We start from the raw sequence: 15,329 nt of genomic DNA, 5'->3' as shown, positions 1-15,329 counted from the left end.
TGGCCCCGCGGCCGGTAACGTTAGTTACACGCCGCGGGGTGGAGCAGTTCGGTAGCTCGCTGGGCTCATAACCCAGAGGTCACAGGTTCAAATCCTGTCCCCGCAACGAAGAAAAGTCCGGTCCACCACTCGGTGGGCCGGACTTTTCGTTTGCCCCGCCGCAGGTCCCGGCCGACGTCCGGTCCGATACACCCCTCCCGCGCCCCCGGCACCGCTGTCGGGGGCGTGACCAGGGTCGGGGTAGTAACTCAGGCCGGTCAGCCCTTCGACAGGGCCTTGTAGGCGCTCAGGGCCCGCTGGCGACTCTCCTTGAGGTCGACGACGGGATCGGGATAGCCCGGGGCCGTCCCCTTCCACGGTTCATGGATGTTGTCCGCGTCCGCCAGTTCCGGCACGAACCGCACGAGGTACCGTCCCTCGGGATCGAACTTCCTGCTCTGCAGGACGGGGTTGAAGATGCGGAAGTAGGGGCTGGCATCGGCTCCGGATCCGGCCACCCACTGCCAGCTCGCTGCATTGCTCGCCGCGTCGGCATCGACGAGGCAGTCCCAGAACCACTTCTCGCCCACGCGCCAGTCGATCAGGAGGTTCTTGATGAGGAAGGACGCCGTCGCCATGCGGACGCGGTTGTGCATCCAGCCGATCTCCCACATCTGGCGCATGCCGGCATCGACCAGCGGGTAGCCGGTCCGTCCACGCTGCCAGGCTTCCAGCTCCGACCTCGTGGAGCTCTCCCAGGCGAAGGCGTTGAACTCGGGCCGGTAGTTCACGGTGGCGAGCTCGGGATTGAAGTACAGGAGCTGCCAGCTGAACTCGCGCCAGCCGAGCTCGGAACCGAAGACGCGGATGTCCTCGGCCGTCGAGCTGTCCTGATGGTCCTGGGCCGCGTGCCAGACCTCGAAGGGGCTGATCTCGCCGAACCGCAGGTGCGGCGACAGCATGCTGGTGCCCTGCACCCCCGGGCGGTCGCGGTTGTCCTTGTACCCGGAGGCGGCGCCGTCGAGGAAGTCGTCGAGCCGGGCGTGCGCGCCGGCCTCTCCCGGCGTCCAGGTGCGGCGGAGGCCCTCGGCCCAGTCCGGCGACGTGGGAAGCAGGCCCCAGGCGCCGAGGTCGTCCGAGGCCGGCGCGGGGCCGTGAAGGTGGTCCGGCGCGGGCAGCGGCCTGCGGGGAGGGCGGAAGGACAGGCAGGCGCGCCAGAAGGGCGTGAAGACCTTGTAGGCCTCGCCGGAGCCCGACGTGACCTCCCAGGGCTCGAACATCAGGTTCGCCTGGAAGCTCGTCACCTCGCGGCCGTCGTCGGCGAAGGCGGCCTTCAGGGTCGCGTCCGTGGTGCGCTCGACCAGGCCGTAGCGGCGGTTCCACACGACGGCACGGGCGGAGCACTCGTCCACCAGTCGCGGCAGGACCTCTCCCGCCGGGCCGCGCCGCAGGACGAGCGGCACACCGAGTTCCGCGAGGGACGCGGTCAGTGCCGCGAGCGAGTGGTGGAGCCACCATCTGGAGGCACCGCCCAGCGGACGGATGCCCTCGGTGTCCTCGTCGAGCACGTAACAGGCGACGACGTCGTCCCCGCTCTCGGCAGCGGCCGCAAGCGCCGGATTGTCGGAGACGCGCAGGTCGTCACGGAACCACACCAGTGTCACAGCCATCTGCTCAATCTACCCGCGTGCACCGACACGCGGGCTCCTGCACCAGCAGGGGAACCGCAGCCGATGGCTGCGGTTCCCCTGGCGTGCCGACCGGGTTGGGGCCCGATCAGTAGGTGATCTCGCCCGTCGTGGACGGTGTCTTGGCGTCCGTGGCGGTTCCCGCGCCCTGTCCGATCGCGGACTGCGAGCCGGAACCGGACTTCAGGGCAGCGAGGCGTGCCTCGATCTCGGTCTGCTCCCCGAGGTCCTCGAGGCTCTCGAACTGCGCGTCGAGGCTCGACGACGCGAGCTCCTGCTGTCCGCGGACCTTCGCCTCCTCGCGCCGGATCTTCTCCTCGAAACGGCCCACCTCGCTCGTCGGGTCCATGAAGTCGATGCTCTTGACGGCGTCGTGCACCTGCTGCTGCGCCTGGGCCGTGCGGGCGCGGGCGATCAGCTGGTCCCGCTTGGCCGTGAGCTCGCCGAGCTTGCCCTTCATCTGGTTGAGGCCGTCCTTGAGCTTGTCGACGATCTCCGTCTGCGACGCGATGGTCGGCTCGGCACCCTTCGCCTCGTTCTCCGCCGCCATCTGGCGCTGGATGGCCACCTTCGCCAGGTTGTCGAACTTCTGTGCGTCGGCCGTGTCGCCGGACGTGCGGTACTCGTCCGCCTTGCGGGACGCCGCGAGGGCCTTGTTGCCCCAGCTGCGAGCGTTCTCGACGTCCTCGTTGTAGTCGTCCTGCATCATCCGCAGGTTGCCGATGGTCTGCGCGACAGCGCTCTCGGCCTCGGCGATGCTGTTGGTGAAGTCGCGGACCATCTGGTCGAGCATCTTCTGCGGATCCTCGGCCTGGTCGATCAGAGCATTGATGTTGGCTCGGGTGAGCTGGGCGATCCTGCCGAAAATTGACTGCTTTACCATTGATTTTCCCTTCGATTCTTCGGAAATAGTGCCTGAGTCTGCTGCGGGAGGCTGTCGGAGCGGCCTAGAAGTCGCCGCCGCCACCTCCGAAGTCGCCGAAACCGCCTCCACCGCCGTCGAAGCCGCCGAAGCCGCCACCGCCGAAGCTCCCGCCGTCGCCGCCGAAGCCGCCACCGCCGTCACCGTAACCGCCACCGAACCCACCGCCGAAGCCGCCGCCGTTGAGGATGGACCCGAGCAGGATGCCGCCGAGCAGGGCGCCGCCCATGCCGTCGCCGCCCCGTCTCCCGTACATGCGGCCCATCCCCATCCCACCGCGGCCGAAGCCCTCGACGTCCTGTTCCGCGAGCTGCGCGGCGTGGTCGGCGAGCAGAGCTGCCTGCTGGGCGTGGGAGAGCGCGGTCACGGGATCGGATCGCTGGAGGTCGACGGCGTGGTCGAGGTTGCGTTCTGCCTCGGCGAGACGCGTACGCGCCTCACTGCCGACGCCGCCGCGCCGCGCCCGGATGTAGTCGGCCGTGCCCGAGATGCTCGACTGCGCGGCGATGATCGCGTGCTGCAGCGAGTCCTGGGCGCGACGGGAGTTCTCGGCCTGGTCGCGGACGCCGCCGAGGGCGGCATCGAGCTGGGCGTGCGCGGCTTCGAGGCGCTGCAGCAGGGCGAGCGGATTGCTGCGCGCGTTCTGGCGCTCCTGCCGGACGGTCGTGACGGCGGCCTGGAGGGCGGCGACGGGACCGGCGAGGTCGCGGTACTGGCCGGCGCGGTCCATCGCCGCCGCCTGCGCGAGGTCCTGCTCCGCCTCGGGGAGCGCACGTTCGAGCTCGCGCTCGGCCCCGGCCAGTTCGTCGGCCCGCTTGTCGATGGCATCGAGGAGGACGGTGCTCTGGTGGACCGCCTCCTCGGCTGCACGCACCGCGACGACGGTCCGTCCGGTGTCACCGGCGGCCATGCGCGACTGCGCTTCGGAGGCGGCGCTCTCGACGAAGGAGAGGCGCTCCCGAGCCTGCTCGATGTTGTCGGCGACCTGGGAGGTCGCCGTCTCCAGGTAGCGGCCCTGCAGTGACCGGAGGGACTGCTCGGCCGCCTCGAACCGGCGGCCCGCATCCGCCGCGGCGGACTGCGCCCTGCGGAGCGCCTCGGGGGCGTTGCGCTCGAGCTCACGCAGGGCGTCGAAGTCCTCCTTGTGCGCCTGCAGCGAGGCATTCACGTCCTCGCAGCGGCGGATGATCTCCCCGAGCCACTGGCGCTGCTGCTGCTCCGTGTCCGGGATGTGGTCGTCGAGCTGCTGCTGCAGCTTGAACGATTCACCCATGTGCTGCTTGGCGGCGGCGATGTCCTGCGAGAACGTGGTGATGGCCTCGCTGCCGTACTGGGCTTCGGCGAAGCCCAGTTCCTGCTCGCTGGACTTGATGGCGTCGTCGGCCGCCACGAGCAGGCTGCCGGCGCGCTTGCGCAGGTCCTCGACGCTCAACGAGGCGAGCGGGTCGACCACCTCGCCCTCGGCGGAGGGCACGGGCCCGTAGCCGTATTCCTCGCGTTTGCGCTGAGCACTGCCACCGCCGCGGTTCTTGAGCAGCAGGTACCCTCCTGCGCCCGCGACGGCGACGAGTCCGCCGACGAGGGCCAGTCCACCGAGGGCGCTGCCGCCGGTCGTGGTTCCGCCGGTCGTGGTCCCTCCCGCTCCGCCGTTGCCGGTCCCCGTCAGGGCATCCTCCGTGCCCTCGACGGCGGCGAGGCCGGCCTCGGCGAAGTTGCCGGCGCGCAATTCGGGCTGGATGTACTCGTCGTAGAGCGCCTGGCCCTGTCCGCCGATCTCCGATCGGTTGCCCGGCGCGTACCCCGCCTCGCCCTGCTCCACGCCGACGGCGAGGACCGCCTCGTCGGCGCTCGACGCGTTGAGGCCGGCGGTGGCGGACGCCCACTGCTCGGCTCCGGCCGGATTCTCGAACGTGTCGACGTACGCGACCCGTACGGTGAATCCCTCCTGCGAGCGCAGGTCCTCGATCGCGGCCTCGAGCCGGCTCTCCTCCTCGGGAGTGAGGACCCCCGCGGTGTCGGTGACGTAGTCACCGGAGGGGAAGGTGACCGGTTCGTCGGCCAGAGCCGCGGTGCTCGACAACAACGGAATCGCCACGACGGCGCCCAGGACAGCAGAGACGCGGGTGCGCCTGCTCATCATTCGCATTTCCGACCCTTCAGCATGTCCCCCGGACCCGACCGGTCCCAGGACTGGGGTCGGCGGACGCCGGAGGCTCCCTGTCCTCCCGATTCTATGGTTGGGGTCCGGGAGCGTCCACCACCACATCTATGCCCCTAGCGAAAGGGGCCCCGGATCGGACGGGGAAGGGCGGAGGATACTGGGAACGCCCGGACCTGCCGTCCGGGGCGACCGTCCCAGCTCCAGCAACTTCTCAGAAACCGCACAGCGAATGCATGCTTGAGGCTCAGCGAAGGTTGCCATGATGTGGTCAACAGCAACGAAAGGACCTCCCATGAACGAGCAGCCAGGCTTCCAGGGCGACGCCGAACGCCCGCTCCCTCCGCAGCCCCAGAACCCGCCGTCGTGGGGGACGGGTCAGGACAACCGGCAGTCACCCGATCAGCGGGACGGCCGGCCGGCGGACCAGGACGGCCGGCAGTCCGATCGGCAGCACCACGGATCCGCGCACGATCCGTCGGTCTCCCACCCCGCCTATGCCGGGCACCAGCCCTTCTACGGCGAGCAGGGCGGTGGCTTCGGTCCGGGAGGAGCGAACCACGGCGGACGGACCGTGGTGAAGGACCGCAGGCGGGTGGGTCTCGCCACCTTCGCCGCGGGGGCCCTCGTCGCCGGGCTGATCGGCGGTGGCGTCGCGACGGCCGGCTTCAACGCACTGGACGACGACGGCCCCACGGGTACCGCGCAGTCCGTGCCGGAGTCGATCGTGGTGAACAACACCGACGACGTCAACACCATCACCGGAGCGGCCGTGACGGCGTCTCCGAGCGTCGTCACGATCGCCGTCAGTGGTGGCGGCGCCAGTGGCTCGGGCTCGGGCATCATCCTCGACACGGACGGGCACATCCTCACCAACACCCACGTGGTGACCCTCGGCGGACAGGTGTCCGACCCGACGGTGGAGGTCAAGCTGAACGACGGCCGCGTCTTCGCGGCGACCGTGGTCGGGACCGATCCCCTCAGCGACCTCGCGGTCATCAAGATCGACGCCCCGGACCTCACGGCCGCCACGCTCGGCAACTCCGACGAACTGAACGTCGGCGACACCGCGATCGCCATCGGGGCTCCCCTCGGATTGAGCGGCACCGTCACCGACGGCATCGTCTCCACCCTCAACCGCACCATCAGCGTGGCGTCCTCGGCCGTGCCGGAGGAGACCCCGGACAGCTCCGAGTCCGAGGACGGCGAGGGTTTCAACTTCCTGCCGCCCGGTGGGTCCGGTGAGCAGCAGACCCAGTCCCAGGGCTCCATCTACCTCAATGTCATCCAGACCGACGCCGCCATCAACCAGGGCAACTCGGGCGGTGCGCTCGTGGACGCGGACGGGAAGATCATCGGCGTGAACGTCGCGATCGCGTCGGCCGGTTCCGGCGAGTCGACCGGGAACATCGGTGTGGGCTTCTCGATCCCGATCAACTACGCCGAGCGCATCGCCGACGAGATCATCGCGGACGGCGAGGCCACGCACGGCTTCCTGGGCGTCAGCGTCACGCCGTCGGCCGGTGACGGGTCCCAGACCACCTCGACCTTCTCGTCCGGTGCGCTCGTCGAGTCCGTCGAGCCCGGGTCGCCCGCGGAGGAAGCCTCCCTGCAGGTCGGAGACGTCATCACGAAGGTGGGCAACTTCCCGATCAGCGATCCACAGTCGCTGACGGCGGCCGTGCGGATCCAGACGGTCGGCCAGCAGGTACCGGTGGAGGTCATCCGGGACGGGGACACCCGCACCGTGGAGATCACCCTGGCGCAGGTACCGACGCAGTAGGGACCAGCCACGAGCAGCAGGTGACAACCCGGAAGGCGGTCCCGTCTCGGGGCCGCCTTCCGGGCGTCCACAGCACCTCGGCAGGCAGCGCCTGGCCCGGAAGCGTCACCCCGCTATGGTTAGCTAGTCGATGGGAAGATCCCCGGACGAGGAAGGTCATCAATGGACGAGGCCACAGGAGGCGGACTGCGCATCGCGGTCCTGGTGAAGCATGTTCCCGACGCTCAGTTCGACCGCCACATCAGCGGGGACGACCTGACCACGGTACGGACCGAGAGCATCCTCTCCGAACTGGACGAGTACGCTCTCGAAGCTGCGCTCCAGCTCGTCGAGGCGAACGGCGGCGCGACCGGCGGCCACCGGGTCACGGCCATCACCATGGGGCCCGCCGCCGCGGTGAACGCGGTCAAGAAATCCCTCCAGATCGGCGCCGACGACGGCGTCCACCTCACGGACGAGGCGCTCACGGGCTCCGACGCCTCGGCGACCTCGAAGGCCCTGGCAGCGCTCCTGCGCCACCTCGGCCCGTTCGACCTCGTCCTGACGGGCATGGCGTCCACCGACGGGGAGACCTCGCTGGTGCCGGCGCAACTCGCGGAGCGACTCACCCTGCCCCAGGTGACCTTCGCGGCCTCGCTCGACCTGGCGCGCGAGGATGGCGGCTGGAGCCTCACCGCCCGCCGCGACAACGACACGTTCGCCGAGACCATCGAGGCACCCCTTCCGGCACTCGTGTCCGTGACGGACCAGATCAACGAGCCCCGCTACCCGAACTTCAAGGGCATCATGGCGGCGAAGAAGAAGCAGATCCAGGTCCTGTCCCTCACGGACGTCGGCCTGCAGCCGGACGAGGTGGGCTTCGCCGGGTCCTGGACGAAGGTCGAGGCGGCTGCCCCACGGCCGCCACGCAGCCAGGGAACCGTCATCACCGACGAGGGCGATGCCGGCATCCGGCTCGTCGACTTCCTCGCGGGACAGAAACTCCTCTAGTCCGCCGACCGCACGACCGATCCGTCCAGGAGACCCCCATGACCACCGTCCTCGTGTTCCTCGACCACCCCGGAGCGAGCCTCGCCAAGAGCGAGCGCGAACTCCTGTCCCTGGGGGCCTCGCTCGGTGAGGTGGTGGTCGCCCTCGCGGACGAGGCCGGGCCGGCCTACCTCGACGGCGTGGGCTCCTACGGGGTGCGGGAGTACTACCGGCCCGAGACCGCCGCCGTCTCCGAGGTGCTGGTCGCGGGAAAGGCGGCATTCCTGGCGGCAGCCGTGCGTGCCTCCGGTGCCGGGGTCGTGCTGCTGGGCAACGCCTACGAGTCCAAGGAGATCGCCGCCCGGCTCGGTGTGCGGCTCGAGGCCGGTGTCATCACCGACGTCGTCGCACTGGACAGTGACCTCACGGCCACGAAGTCGGACTTCGCGGGGTCCTACACGGTGGAGTGCCGGGTGACCACGGATGTGTCGATCCTGACGGTCAAGCCGAACAGCTTCGAGGCCGTCGAGGCCGGCCCGCCGTCGTCGCCCCGCGAGGTACCGATCCCCGTGGAGCTGCCGCTGGCCGCGGCGCGGGTCACCGGACGCGTGGACAAGCCGGTCAGCGGCAGGCCCGACCTCAGCGAAGCACGCGTCATCGTTGCCGGCGGGCGCGGAGTGAACGGGAACTTCGGCCCGCTCGAAGAGCTCGCGGATGCCCTGGGCGGTGCGGTCGGTGCCTCGCGTGCGGCGACCGACGCCGGTTGGATCGAGCATTCCGCCCAGATCGGGCAGACCGGCAAGACGGTCTCGCCCCAGCTCTACATCTCGGCGGGGATCTCCGGCGCGATCCAGCAGAAGGCAGGGATGCAGACCTCCAAGGTGATCGTCGCGATCAACAAGGACGCCGACTCGCCCGTCTTCGAGATCGCAGATTTCGGTATCGTCGGTGACCTCTTCACGGTGCTGCCGCAGGCCACCGACGAGATCCGGAAGCGCGGCCTGTAGCGGTGACCCGGAACGGTGACCCGGCAGCTCCGGAGCGGGTGCTGGTCTTCGCGGCACACCCCGACGACATCGACTTCGGGGCGTCCGCGACGATCGCGGGCTGGACGGCCGCCGGGACGTCCGTCAGCTACTGTATCCTCACGGACGGAGACGCCGGCGGGTTCTCCGCGGAGGACCGTCCCGGCATCGCGGGCCTGCGCCGTGAGGAGCAGACCGCAGCGGCGGAGATCGTCGGCGTCACCGATGTCACGTTCCTGGGGCAACCCGACGGGTACCTCGAACCCACGGACACCGTGATCCGCGCGATCGTCCGGAGGATGCGCGAGGTCCGTCCCGACATCGTGCTGTCGATGCATCCCGAGCGGAGCTGGGACCGGATCCAGAAGAGCCACCCGGATCACCTCGCCTGCGGTGAGGCCGTCACGAGGGCCGTCTACCCGGCCGTGGAGAACCCGTTCGCCTACCCCGAGCTCGAGGCGGCCGGGATCAGGAGTTTCCGCGTGCCGTGGCTGTGGTTCTACGGGGGACCGGCGCACCTCGAGAACCGTTTCGTCGATGTGACCGGCTCGGAGGACGTCAAGGTCGCCGCGATCACGGCGCACCGGAGCCAGCACCCGGACGTGGAGCGGATGCAGGCAAGGGTGCGCGACATCCTCCGGGAGAACGCCCGGCGCGGGGGCCTCCCGGAGGGGCGCAGTGCCGAGTCCTTCCACGTCGTGGGTATCAACACCGACGAGACGATCGCCGGGTTCTAGTCCCGCGGCAGGAGGGCCCCCGGCGACGATCGGCGGGGGCCCTCCTGCTGTGTCGGTGGATCACGCTCCGAGCGGGATCTCCGCGACGATCGGCAGTGTCGGCGTCGCCGAGCCGCCCTCGGGTTCGACGGTGATGGCGATCGCACTGAATCCGCCGATCTCCGAGAGCTCGGTGACCTTGGTTCCCGCGACATCCTCACCGGACATGGTCCCCACCGACACCGGAGCCGTTCCGTCGGAGGGGATGCGCCACATCTGGTAGACGAATCCTGCAGCCGGCGCCGGGACACCGCTGAGGGTCACGACAGCCGCGTTCTCCTCCCCGGACACCGCGAGGTCGGCCACGCCGCCGGCGGCCAGCGTGAGTTGCTCCGTCCGGACGTCGGACGCCTGCATCACCTGCTGCTCGACCGTGGTCTGCTCCAGGTTCTGGGCGATCGTGACGCCACCGACGGCGATGACCACGGCCGCAGCAGCAGCGACCACCCAGCGCCCGGCCCGGGAGGACATCGACGCCTTGGCGGCGCGACGCCGGGCGAGGTCGTCCTGGCCTGCGCCGTGCTCCGCCTGCTGGACCCCCTCGGCCCCGGGACTTGGAACGGCTGCCAGGCCCGGTCGGGGGAGCGAACCGGTCGGGGCCGCTGATCCGTCGCCGGACTGCCCGGCTCCCGGGAGCTGTGCGACGATCCGTTCGAACAGATCCGCCGGCGGTTCCACCTCGCCCGCTGCGTAGACGGAGGTCACCGTCTCCCGGCAGGCACGGACGCGATCGGCGAACGTCGCGCTGGTCGCGGAGTCCGTCTCCTCCAGGAACGCCTCGATGATCCGGCGTTCGTCGGAGCTGATGGCATCCAGCGCGTAGAGCTCGGCCCACTCGAGGAGGTGCCCGCGGGCCAGATCGGTGGCGAGGTCATCGGCGAATTGTCTGTTCATATCCCTGTCCTGCATCTCAGGCCACCCCCAAACATGTCTTGAGTCGGAGCAATCCGTCACGGATCCTCGACTTGATGGTCGGCACCGCGACCCCGAGCTTCTCGGCCACCTCGCGGTAGGTGAGCCCGCCGTAGTAGGCCATCCTCACCGATTCCTGCTGCGTCTCGGTGAGCGTGTCCAGACACCGGACCACGCTCTCCGCCTCGAGCCGCTGCGTGACCGTGTCGACGACGTCGTCGTGGTCGATGGTCTGGGTGGCCGCGCCGTAGCGGGCCTCCCGGTCCGTGGCACTCTGCTCGGAACGTACCTTGTCCACCGCACGGCGGTGCGTGAGGGTCATGAGCCAGGCCATCGGGCTACCCAGCTCCGGATTGAAACGGTCGGCGGTGTTCCAGACCTGGAGGTAGACCTCCTGGGTGGCGTCCTCGCTCAGGTCGGCATCGACGAGCACCCGCCGTGCCAGGCCGTACACGCGCTTCGACGTCTGTTCGTAGAACAGGGCGAAGGCCGTGCGGTCCTGCCGCGCGACCCGCAACAGCAGGTCGGTCAGGGTCGGGCCGGTGCCGCGATCGACGGCCACCTCGTCTGCTGCTGTAGCACGTGGGCTGACCCGGCTTGCTCGTGGCGTTTCCATAGGGCTCCAGCATAAAGCGCTGGTCGTGCCAATCCGAACAGCGCCCGGGAGATCGTGCTGTGGGGCGCGTCGTCGTCCCTGCTGCAAAAGCACCATCCCACCGCCCTACCCGTTCCGTGGTTTTCCTCTGTCACCTTTTCTTCGGAGCAGGGAGGGTCCCGGATGGTTCGCGGCGCTAGTCTTCGGGTGCGTACGAGCCGACGGCGATGAGCGAGTCGGCGTTCAGGACGAAGTCGGCGCCGAGGCGTCCCACGAACTCCTCCCGGATCCGCTGGAGGGAGTCGGAGTCGTCCGGCAGCAGTCCGCGGTAGCCGCTGCCGAGCGCGAGGGACCACGCGTACTCGGGTTCCAGGGGCACCGTCAGGTCCAGCTTCTCGACCCTGACGTCCGTCAGGCCCCGGGCGCGGAGCCATTCCTCGAGGCGCTCGCGGGACGCCAGCTTCCTGCAGTTCTCGACGAAGACGGGACTGGCCGACGGGGCGGACGCACCGCCGGACGTGGTGCGGATCGTGTCCAGGAGGATCTCACCGAACGGCTCGAGGGCTCCGTCGTCCCACGCACTCATCGCGACCCGGCCACCCGGTCGCAGGAGGCGGACGATCGAATCCATGCCGGCGTCCATGTCGTCCAGGAGGAAGACCCCGTAGCAGCTGAGCACCGCGTCGTACGGGGCCTCGGGTGTCCAGTCGGCCGGGTCGGTCCGGTGGAAGGACACGTTCCCCAACCCGAGGGCCTCGGTCTTCGCTTCCGCCAGGTCGAGCATCGCCGACGAGCGGTCGACGGCGTCGACGTGGCCGTCCGGCCCCGCGAGCTGTGCGGCAGGAACGGTCCCGGTACCGGTCCCGGCGAACACGTCGAGCACCCGCTCACCCACCAGGATGTCGGCAGCGGCGACGACGGCGTTGCTCACCGGGTTCCACACGGCCGGAGCGAGGCGGTCGTAGTCCTCCGCTCCGCCGTCGGGCAGGATTGCGGCATGGCGAGCGGGCATGGGGGCTCCTAGGCGTGGATCATCGCTGGGCACCTGCGAAGTCCTGTTGACGCCAGGCTTCGTAGAGGACGATGGATGCGGTGTTGGCGAGGTTGAGCGATCGTCGTGAGGGCAGCATGGGTACGCGGACGCGTGCGGTCACACGGGGGTCGTGCTTCACCTCGTCCGGCAGGCCGTCCGATTCCCGGCCGAACATCAGGACGTCGGTGGGTTCGTAGGTGATGTCCGTGTAGGAGACGTCCCCGTCGGAGGTGTAGGCGAAGACCCGCCGGGGCTGCAGCGCGCGCCAGGCGTCGTCGAGGCTCGCATGGACGTGCAGCACCGTCAGGTCGTGGTAGTCCAGCCCGGCCCGCTTCAGCTTGGAGTCCTCGAGGCTGAAGCCCAGCGGTTCCACGAGGTGCAGTTCCGCCCCGGCGACCGCTGCGAGGCGGATGGCGGCCCCGGTGTTGCCGGGGATCTCGGGCGTGTGGAAGAGGATGCGGAACACCGTTCCATCCTAGCTTCCGGCTCCGGCGAGCAGGCGCGCGAGCGCGGGCAGCTGCACCACGTTCGGTGTGGGGCCCGACGCCAGGAAGGACCGGACGGTGCGTACCGTGGTGCCGGCGTTCACCACCTGCACGACGGCGGGCGAGGACCGGTCGAATCCCGGCGGGACGTCGATGACCGGCGCGAACGGATTGTCGGGTGCTCCGTGGACCACGACCCACCCCGCGACGTGGAAGTCCGGGAACAGCTCCTGCACGGCCCGCACGGTCGCCGGCAGCTGGAGTTCGACCGGGCGGCCCTGGTGGCGCAGCGACCGTCCGTCCCACGCGAAATTGCCCGGCGAGGCGGTGAAGGAGTCGAGAACGGCCATCCGGTAGCCGGCGAGCAGCACATGGCCCGCCGTCGTCCTGGCCCTGTCCTCGAACTGCACCCCGTTGACGAGGCGCGCCGCCGGGTAGGTGGGCAGCAGTGTGCGCTCGAGCAGGGCGGCGGTCCGCAGCTCTCCCTCCAGCCTGGCCCGGGCGCCGGACGACAGGCGGGCGAACATCCCCGGCTGCCGGGGGACGCCGGAGGCCTGCCGGCCCGCGAGGAGCAGGGGGACGACGGGAGGCGCCGACGGGGAGAACGGCGGCACGTAGACGGGCGCTGACCTCGCGGCGTCCACGTCCTCGACCCTCGTCCGGGTGGCTCCCTGCGGGCCCGCCGTCGCGTTGCGGGTCGAGGCTGCAGGGGGTGCGGGGGCGGGGCGGCCGCGTCCGGTGTCGGAGTCGTAGCGTTCCCGGCGCTGGGGGTCGCTCAGCGTCTCGTACGCGACGGCGACGTCATGGAACTGGGAGGCTGTTCCCCCGAGATCGGGGTGCACCGCGCGCGCCGCGCGACGATAGGCGTCCTTGATCTCCTTGGTCCCGGCTTCAGGGGGCACGCCGAGGATGTCGTAGTACGACTTCCGTGGGGGCTCTGCCATTCCTCCGGCCTTTCCGGGCGTTCCGATCCGTTGCGTGGGTACTCCCGGCGGCGCGTGGTGCGGGAGGCGCCCCGGTACTCCGAGACTAGAGGCACCGGCGGTCCCGGGCCAAAGCAACAGGACGCCGCTCCGCTCCGATCGGGTACGCGCCGGCACCGCAGGTATCTGACGGGTCCAACGCGGGACGCAGGCGAACAGTTCGGTCCTGCGGCACCCCGGCCCGCCCGGTCCCGATCCCGGGATGCCGGGATGCCTGGACCCGCGCGCCGGACGGGCCGGGGTGCGACTCAGGATGCGCGCCGGTACAGCGTGTAGAGCGCCGAGTCCTCGGTGAGCAGAGAGGAGAGCACGAGCGCGACGGCTCCGTCGGGGCTGTCCCCGGCGGAGATCCGGGGTCCGTCACCGCCGGCGAGCAGCGGACTGATCGAGAGGCACAGCTCGTCGACGGCGTCCGCACGGGTGAAGCTGCCCAGCACGGCGGGGCCGCCCTCGCACAGCACCTTCCCCAGGCCGCGGCGGCCGAGTTCGGCGAGGACGGATCGGGCCTCCACCGTGTCGGAGCCGCAGTCGACGACGTCGGCGACGTCCCCGAGTGCTGCCCGCCTACCGGCCGGGGCGTCCCTGCTGGTGAGGACGAGCGGGCGCACCGGGGCGTTGCGGAAGAAGCCACTGGACGGATCGAGGTCGAGGCTCCCGGAGATGACGGCGATGGCGGGGTGACCCGCGAGGCCGCGCGCCGCCCGCCACGCCCGCGCGTCCCCGTCCACGAGGTCGCCCTCGTAACCCTCAGCCCGGACGGTGCCGGCCCCCACCAGCACCACGTCGGCGAGGCGTCGCAGGACCGTGAAGATCCGCTGGTCGCCGTCGTTCCCCAGACCTGCGGAGAGGCCGCCGCTCGTCGCGGCACCGTCGGCGGCCGCGACGAAGTTGAACCGGACATAGGGCCGGTCGACCGCGGGATACGCGTAGACCCGGTGCAGCGCGGCGTCGTCGACCTCGTCGGGCGACGGCGGGAGGAGGGAGGTGATCACGGCGCCGCCGGTTCGTTGACGTCGCCCATGTTGTGCCGGAGGTAGGCGGGTTCCCGCCACCCCAGGACCGCCTCGGTGAGATCCACGGCGGCGCGGGACGCGGGGACGTTGTGCATGCGGACGACGCGGGCCCCGCCGAGGATGCAGATCACGGCGGCCGCGAGCGAGCCCTCCACGCGGTCACGCTTCGGCCTGTCGAGGGTCTCGCCGATGAAGTCCTTGTTGGACACCGCCGCCAGGGCGGGGAAGCCCAGGCCCGCGATCTCCGCGAAGCGGCGCGTGAGCTCGAGCGAGTGCAGCGTGTTCTTGTTGAGGTCGTGGCCCGGGTCCAGCAGGATCCGGTCCTCGGGGATGCCGAGCCGCACGGCGTCGTCCACCTTCCGGAGGAGGAAGTCCGCGACCTCGCGGACCACGTCGCCGTAGGTGGGCCGCGGGTACACCGAGCGGGGCTCGGCCAGGCTGTGCGTGATGACCAGGTGCGCGCCGGCCTCGGCCACCACGGCCGCCATGTCGGGGTCCCGCAGCCCCGTGGTGTCGTTCACGACGCTGGCTCCTGCGGCCAGCGCCTGGCGGGCCACCTCGGGCAGGAAGGTGTCGGCGGAGATGATGACGTCGGATGCCGCGCGCACGGCGCTGATGACGGGGACGATGCGGTCCGCCTCCTCCGACGCCGGGATCGGGTCGCCGGGCGCGAAGGGCGCTCCGCCGATGTCCACCCAGTCCGCGCCGTCGGCGACCGCCTGCAGGGACGCATCGACGGCGGCCTGGAGCGCGAAGGTCGTCCCGCCGTCGTAGAACGAATCCGGCGTCCTGTTGATGACGGCCATGAGCGCGATCTGGCGGTCGAAGTCCAGCGTGCGGGGACCGAAGTCACGCACCGCGTGGCGGAACGCCGGACGGTAGGTCCCGGAGGATGACGGAGGCGCTGCTCGACTGTCCACCCTGCAGTTCTACCACCGCGGGCCGCGTGCCCGGCTCGTGGTCCGGTGCGTGACGCGGACCACCGGAATCGGCGGTACGGCGTGGCGC

General features: G+C 70.4%; 14 protein-coding genes and 1 tRNA gene. 5 read left to right on the top strand and 10 right to left on the bottom strand.

Annotated elements, in window-relative coordinates; translation table 11 throughout:
- The first annotated feature begins 32 nt into the window (after positions 1-32).
- Positions 33-106: transfer RNA gene (locus ACX80U_RS00275), tRNA-Met, on the top strand.
- Positions 107-257: 151 nt separating this feature from the next.
- On the opposite strand, the gene ACX80U_RS00270 is transcribed toward ACX80U_RS00275, so the two are convergent.
- From ACX80U_RS00270 to ACX80U_RS00260, 3 genes are all read right to left on the bottom strand, one after another.
- A complete protein-coding gene (locus ACX80U_RS00270) occupies positions 258-1,649 on the bottom strand; it encodes a cryptochrome/photolyase family protein (protein ID WP_459267035.1) in 1,392 nt (463 codons plus the stop codon).
- 106 nt (positions 1,650-1,755) lie between these two features.
- On the bottom strand, positions 1,756-2,550 hold the full coding sequence (locus tag ACX80U_RS00265; protein ID WP_133080959.1) for a PspA/IM30 family protein: 795 nt from the start codon (positions 2,548-2,550) through the stop codon (positions 1,756-1,758).
- Between the two features lie 64 nt (positions 2,551-2,614).
- Positions 2,615-4,726 (bottom strand): TPM domain-containing protein, encoded by a 2,112-nt coding sequence (locus ACX80U_RS00260; RefSeq protein WP_459267034.1) that lies wholly within the window; start codon positions 4,724-4,726, stop codon positions 2,615-2,617.
- A 316-nt stretch (positions 4,727-5,042) separates the two neighbouring features.
- Here ACX80U_RS00260 and ACX80U_RS00255 point away from each other — a divergent pair, with 316 nt between their 5' ends.
- The 4 genes from ACX80U_RS00255 (at position 5,043) to ACX80U_RS00240 (ending at position 9,261) form a co-directional block, all read left to right on the top strand.
- Entirely contained in the window at positions 5,043-6,530 is a 1,488-nt protein-coding gene (locus tag ACX80U_RS00255; protein ID WP_459267033.1) for a S1C family serine protease, read from the top strand.
- A 162-nt stretch (positions 6,531-6,692) separates the two neighbouring features.
- Positions 6,693-7,520, top strand: a complete 828-nt coding sequence (locus ACX80U_RS00250; protein WP_459267032.1) for an electron transfer flavoprotein subunit beta/FixA family protein — start codon at positions 6,693-6,695, stop codon at positions 7,518-7,520.
- Positions 7,521-7,558: 38 nt separating this feature from the next.
- The gene (locus tag ACX80U_RS00245; RefSeq protein ID WP_133080956.1) at positions 7,559-8,506 is read left to right on the top strand and encodes an FAD-binding protein; all 948 of its coding nucleotides are present in this window, start codon (positions 7,559-7,561) and stop codon (positions 8,504-8,506) included.
- Positions 8,507-8,508: 2 nt separating this feature from the next.
- Positions 8,509-9,261: a PIG-L deacetylase family protein gene (locus ACX80U_RS00240; RefSeq protein ID WP_459267031.1), complete on the top strand. Its 753-nt coding sequence runs from the start codon at positions 8,509-8,511 to the stop codon at positions 9,259-9,261.
- Positions 9,262-9,321: 60 nt separating this feature from the next.
- Here ACX80U_RS00240 and ACX80U_RS00235 read toward each other — a convergent pair whose 3' ends face one another.
- The 7 genes from ACX80U_RS00235 to folP all read right to left on the bottom strand — a co-directional run bounded on the left by ACX80U_RS00235 (position 9,322) and on the right by folP (position 15,241).
- Positions 9,322-10,194, bottom strand: coding sequence for an anti-sigma factor (locus ACX80U_RS00235; RefSeq protein WP_459267030.1), 873 nt, complete (start codon positions 10,192-10,194; stop codon positions 9,322-9,324).
- A gap of 16 nt (positions 10,195-10,210) precedes the next feature.
- Positions 10,211-10,828 carry an ECF RNA polymerase sigma factor SigK gene (sigK, locus tag ACX80U_RS00230; protein WP_459267029.1) on the bottom strand — a complete coding sequence of 206 codons (618 nt, stop codon included), beginning with the start codon at positions 10,826-10,828 and terminating at the stop codon, positions 10,211-10,213.
- Positions 10,829-11,003: 175 nt separating this feature from the next.
- Positions 11,004-11,819: a class I SAM-dependent methyltransferase gene (locus ACX80U_RS00225; protein ID WP_459267028.1), complete on the bottom strand. Its 816-nt coding sequence runs from the start codon at positions 11,817-11,819 to the stop codon at positions 11,004-11,006.
- Positions 11,820-11,838: 19 nt separating this feature from the next.
- Positions 11,839-12,306: a tRNA (cytidine(34)-2'-O)-methyltransferase gene (locus ACX80U_RS00220; protein WP_208740176.1), complete on the bottom strand. Its 468-nt coding sequence runs from the start codon at positions 12,304-12,306 to the stop codon at positions 11,839-11,841.
- Positions 12,307-12,315: 9 nt separating this feature from the next.
- Positions 12,316-13,269, bottom strand: a complete 954-nt coding sequence (locus ACX80U_RS00215) for a J domain-containing protein (protein ID WP_208740175.1) — start codon at positions 13,267-13,269, stop codon at positions 12,316-12,318.
- Between the two features lie 287 nt (positions 13,270-13,556).
- A complete protein-coding gene (locus ACX80U_RS00210; protein WP_459267027.1) occupies positions 13,557-14,300 on the bottom strand; it encodes a pyrimidine reductase family protein in 744 nt (247 codons plus the stop codon).
- Positions 14,297-15,241, bottom strand: a complete 945-nt coding sequence (gene folP, locus ACX80U_RS00205) for a dihydropteroate synthase (RefSeq protein WP_459267026.1) — start codon at positions 15,239-15,241, stop codon at positions 14,297-14,299. The genes ACX80U_RS00210 and folP overlap by 4 nt, the downstream gene beginning before the upstream one ends.
- Between the last annotated feature and the right edge of the window lie 88 nt (positions 15,242-15,329).

This window comes from Arthrobacter sp. TmT3-37, assembly GCF_054510835.1.
The sequence above is the reverse complement of the archived record's forward strand: the minus strand, read 5'-3'. Positions and strand labels throughout refer to the sequence as shown.

Excerpts from the sequence above, each read along its gene's own strand:
- ACX80U_RS00265 (WP_133080959.1), bottom strand. The coding sequence starts at position 2,550 with ATGGTAAAGCAGTCAATTTTCGGCAGGATCGCCCAGCTCACCCGAGCC.
- ACX80U_RS00235 (WP_459267030.1), bottom strand. The coding sequence starts at position 10,194 with ATGAACAGACAATTCGCCGATGACCTCGCCACCGATCTGGCCCGCGGG.
- ACX80U_RS00215 (WP_208740175.1), bottom strand. The coding sequence starts at position 13,269 with ATGGCAGAGCCCCCACGGAAGTCGTACTACGACATCCTCGGCGTGCCC.
- ACX80U_RS00260 (WP_459267034.1), bottom strand. The coding sequence starts at position 4,726 with ATGAGCAGGCGCACCCGCGTCTCTGCTGTCCTGGGCGCCGTCGTGGCG.
- ACX80U_RS00245 (WP_133080956.1), top strand. The coding sequence starts at position 7,559 with ATGACCACCGTCCTCGTGTTCCTCGACCACCCCGGAGCGAGCCTCGCC.
- ACX80U_RS00255 (WP_459267033.1), top strand. The coding sequence starts at position 5,043 with ATGAACGAGCAGCCAGGCTTCCAGGGCGACGCCGAACGCCCGCTCCCT.
- ACX80U_RS00270 (WP_459267035.1), bottom strand. The coding sequence starts at position 1,649 with ATGGCTGTGACACTGGTGTGGTTCCGTGACGACCTGCGCGTCTCCGAC.
- ACX80U_RS00250 (WP_459267032.1), top strand. The coding sequence starts at position 6,693 with ATGGACGAGGCCACAGGAGGCGGACTGCGCATCGCGGTCCTGGTGAAG.
- sigK (WP_459267029.1), bottom strand. The coding sequence starts at position 10,828 with ATGGAAACGCCACGAGCAAGCCGGGTCAGCCCACGTGCTACAGCAGCA.
- ACX80U_RS00225 (WP_459267028.1), bottom strand. The coding sequence starts at position 11,819 with ATGCCCGCTCGCCATGCCGCAATCCTGCCCGACGGCGGAGCGGAGGAC.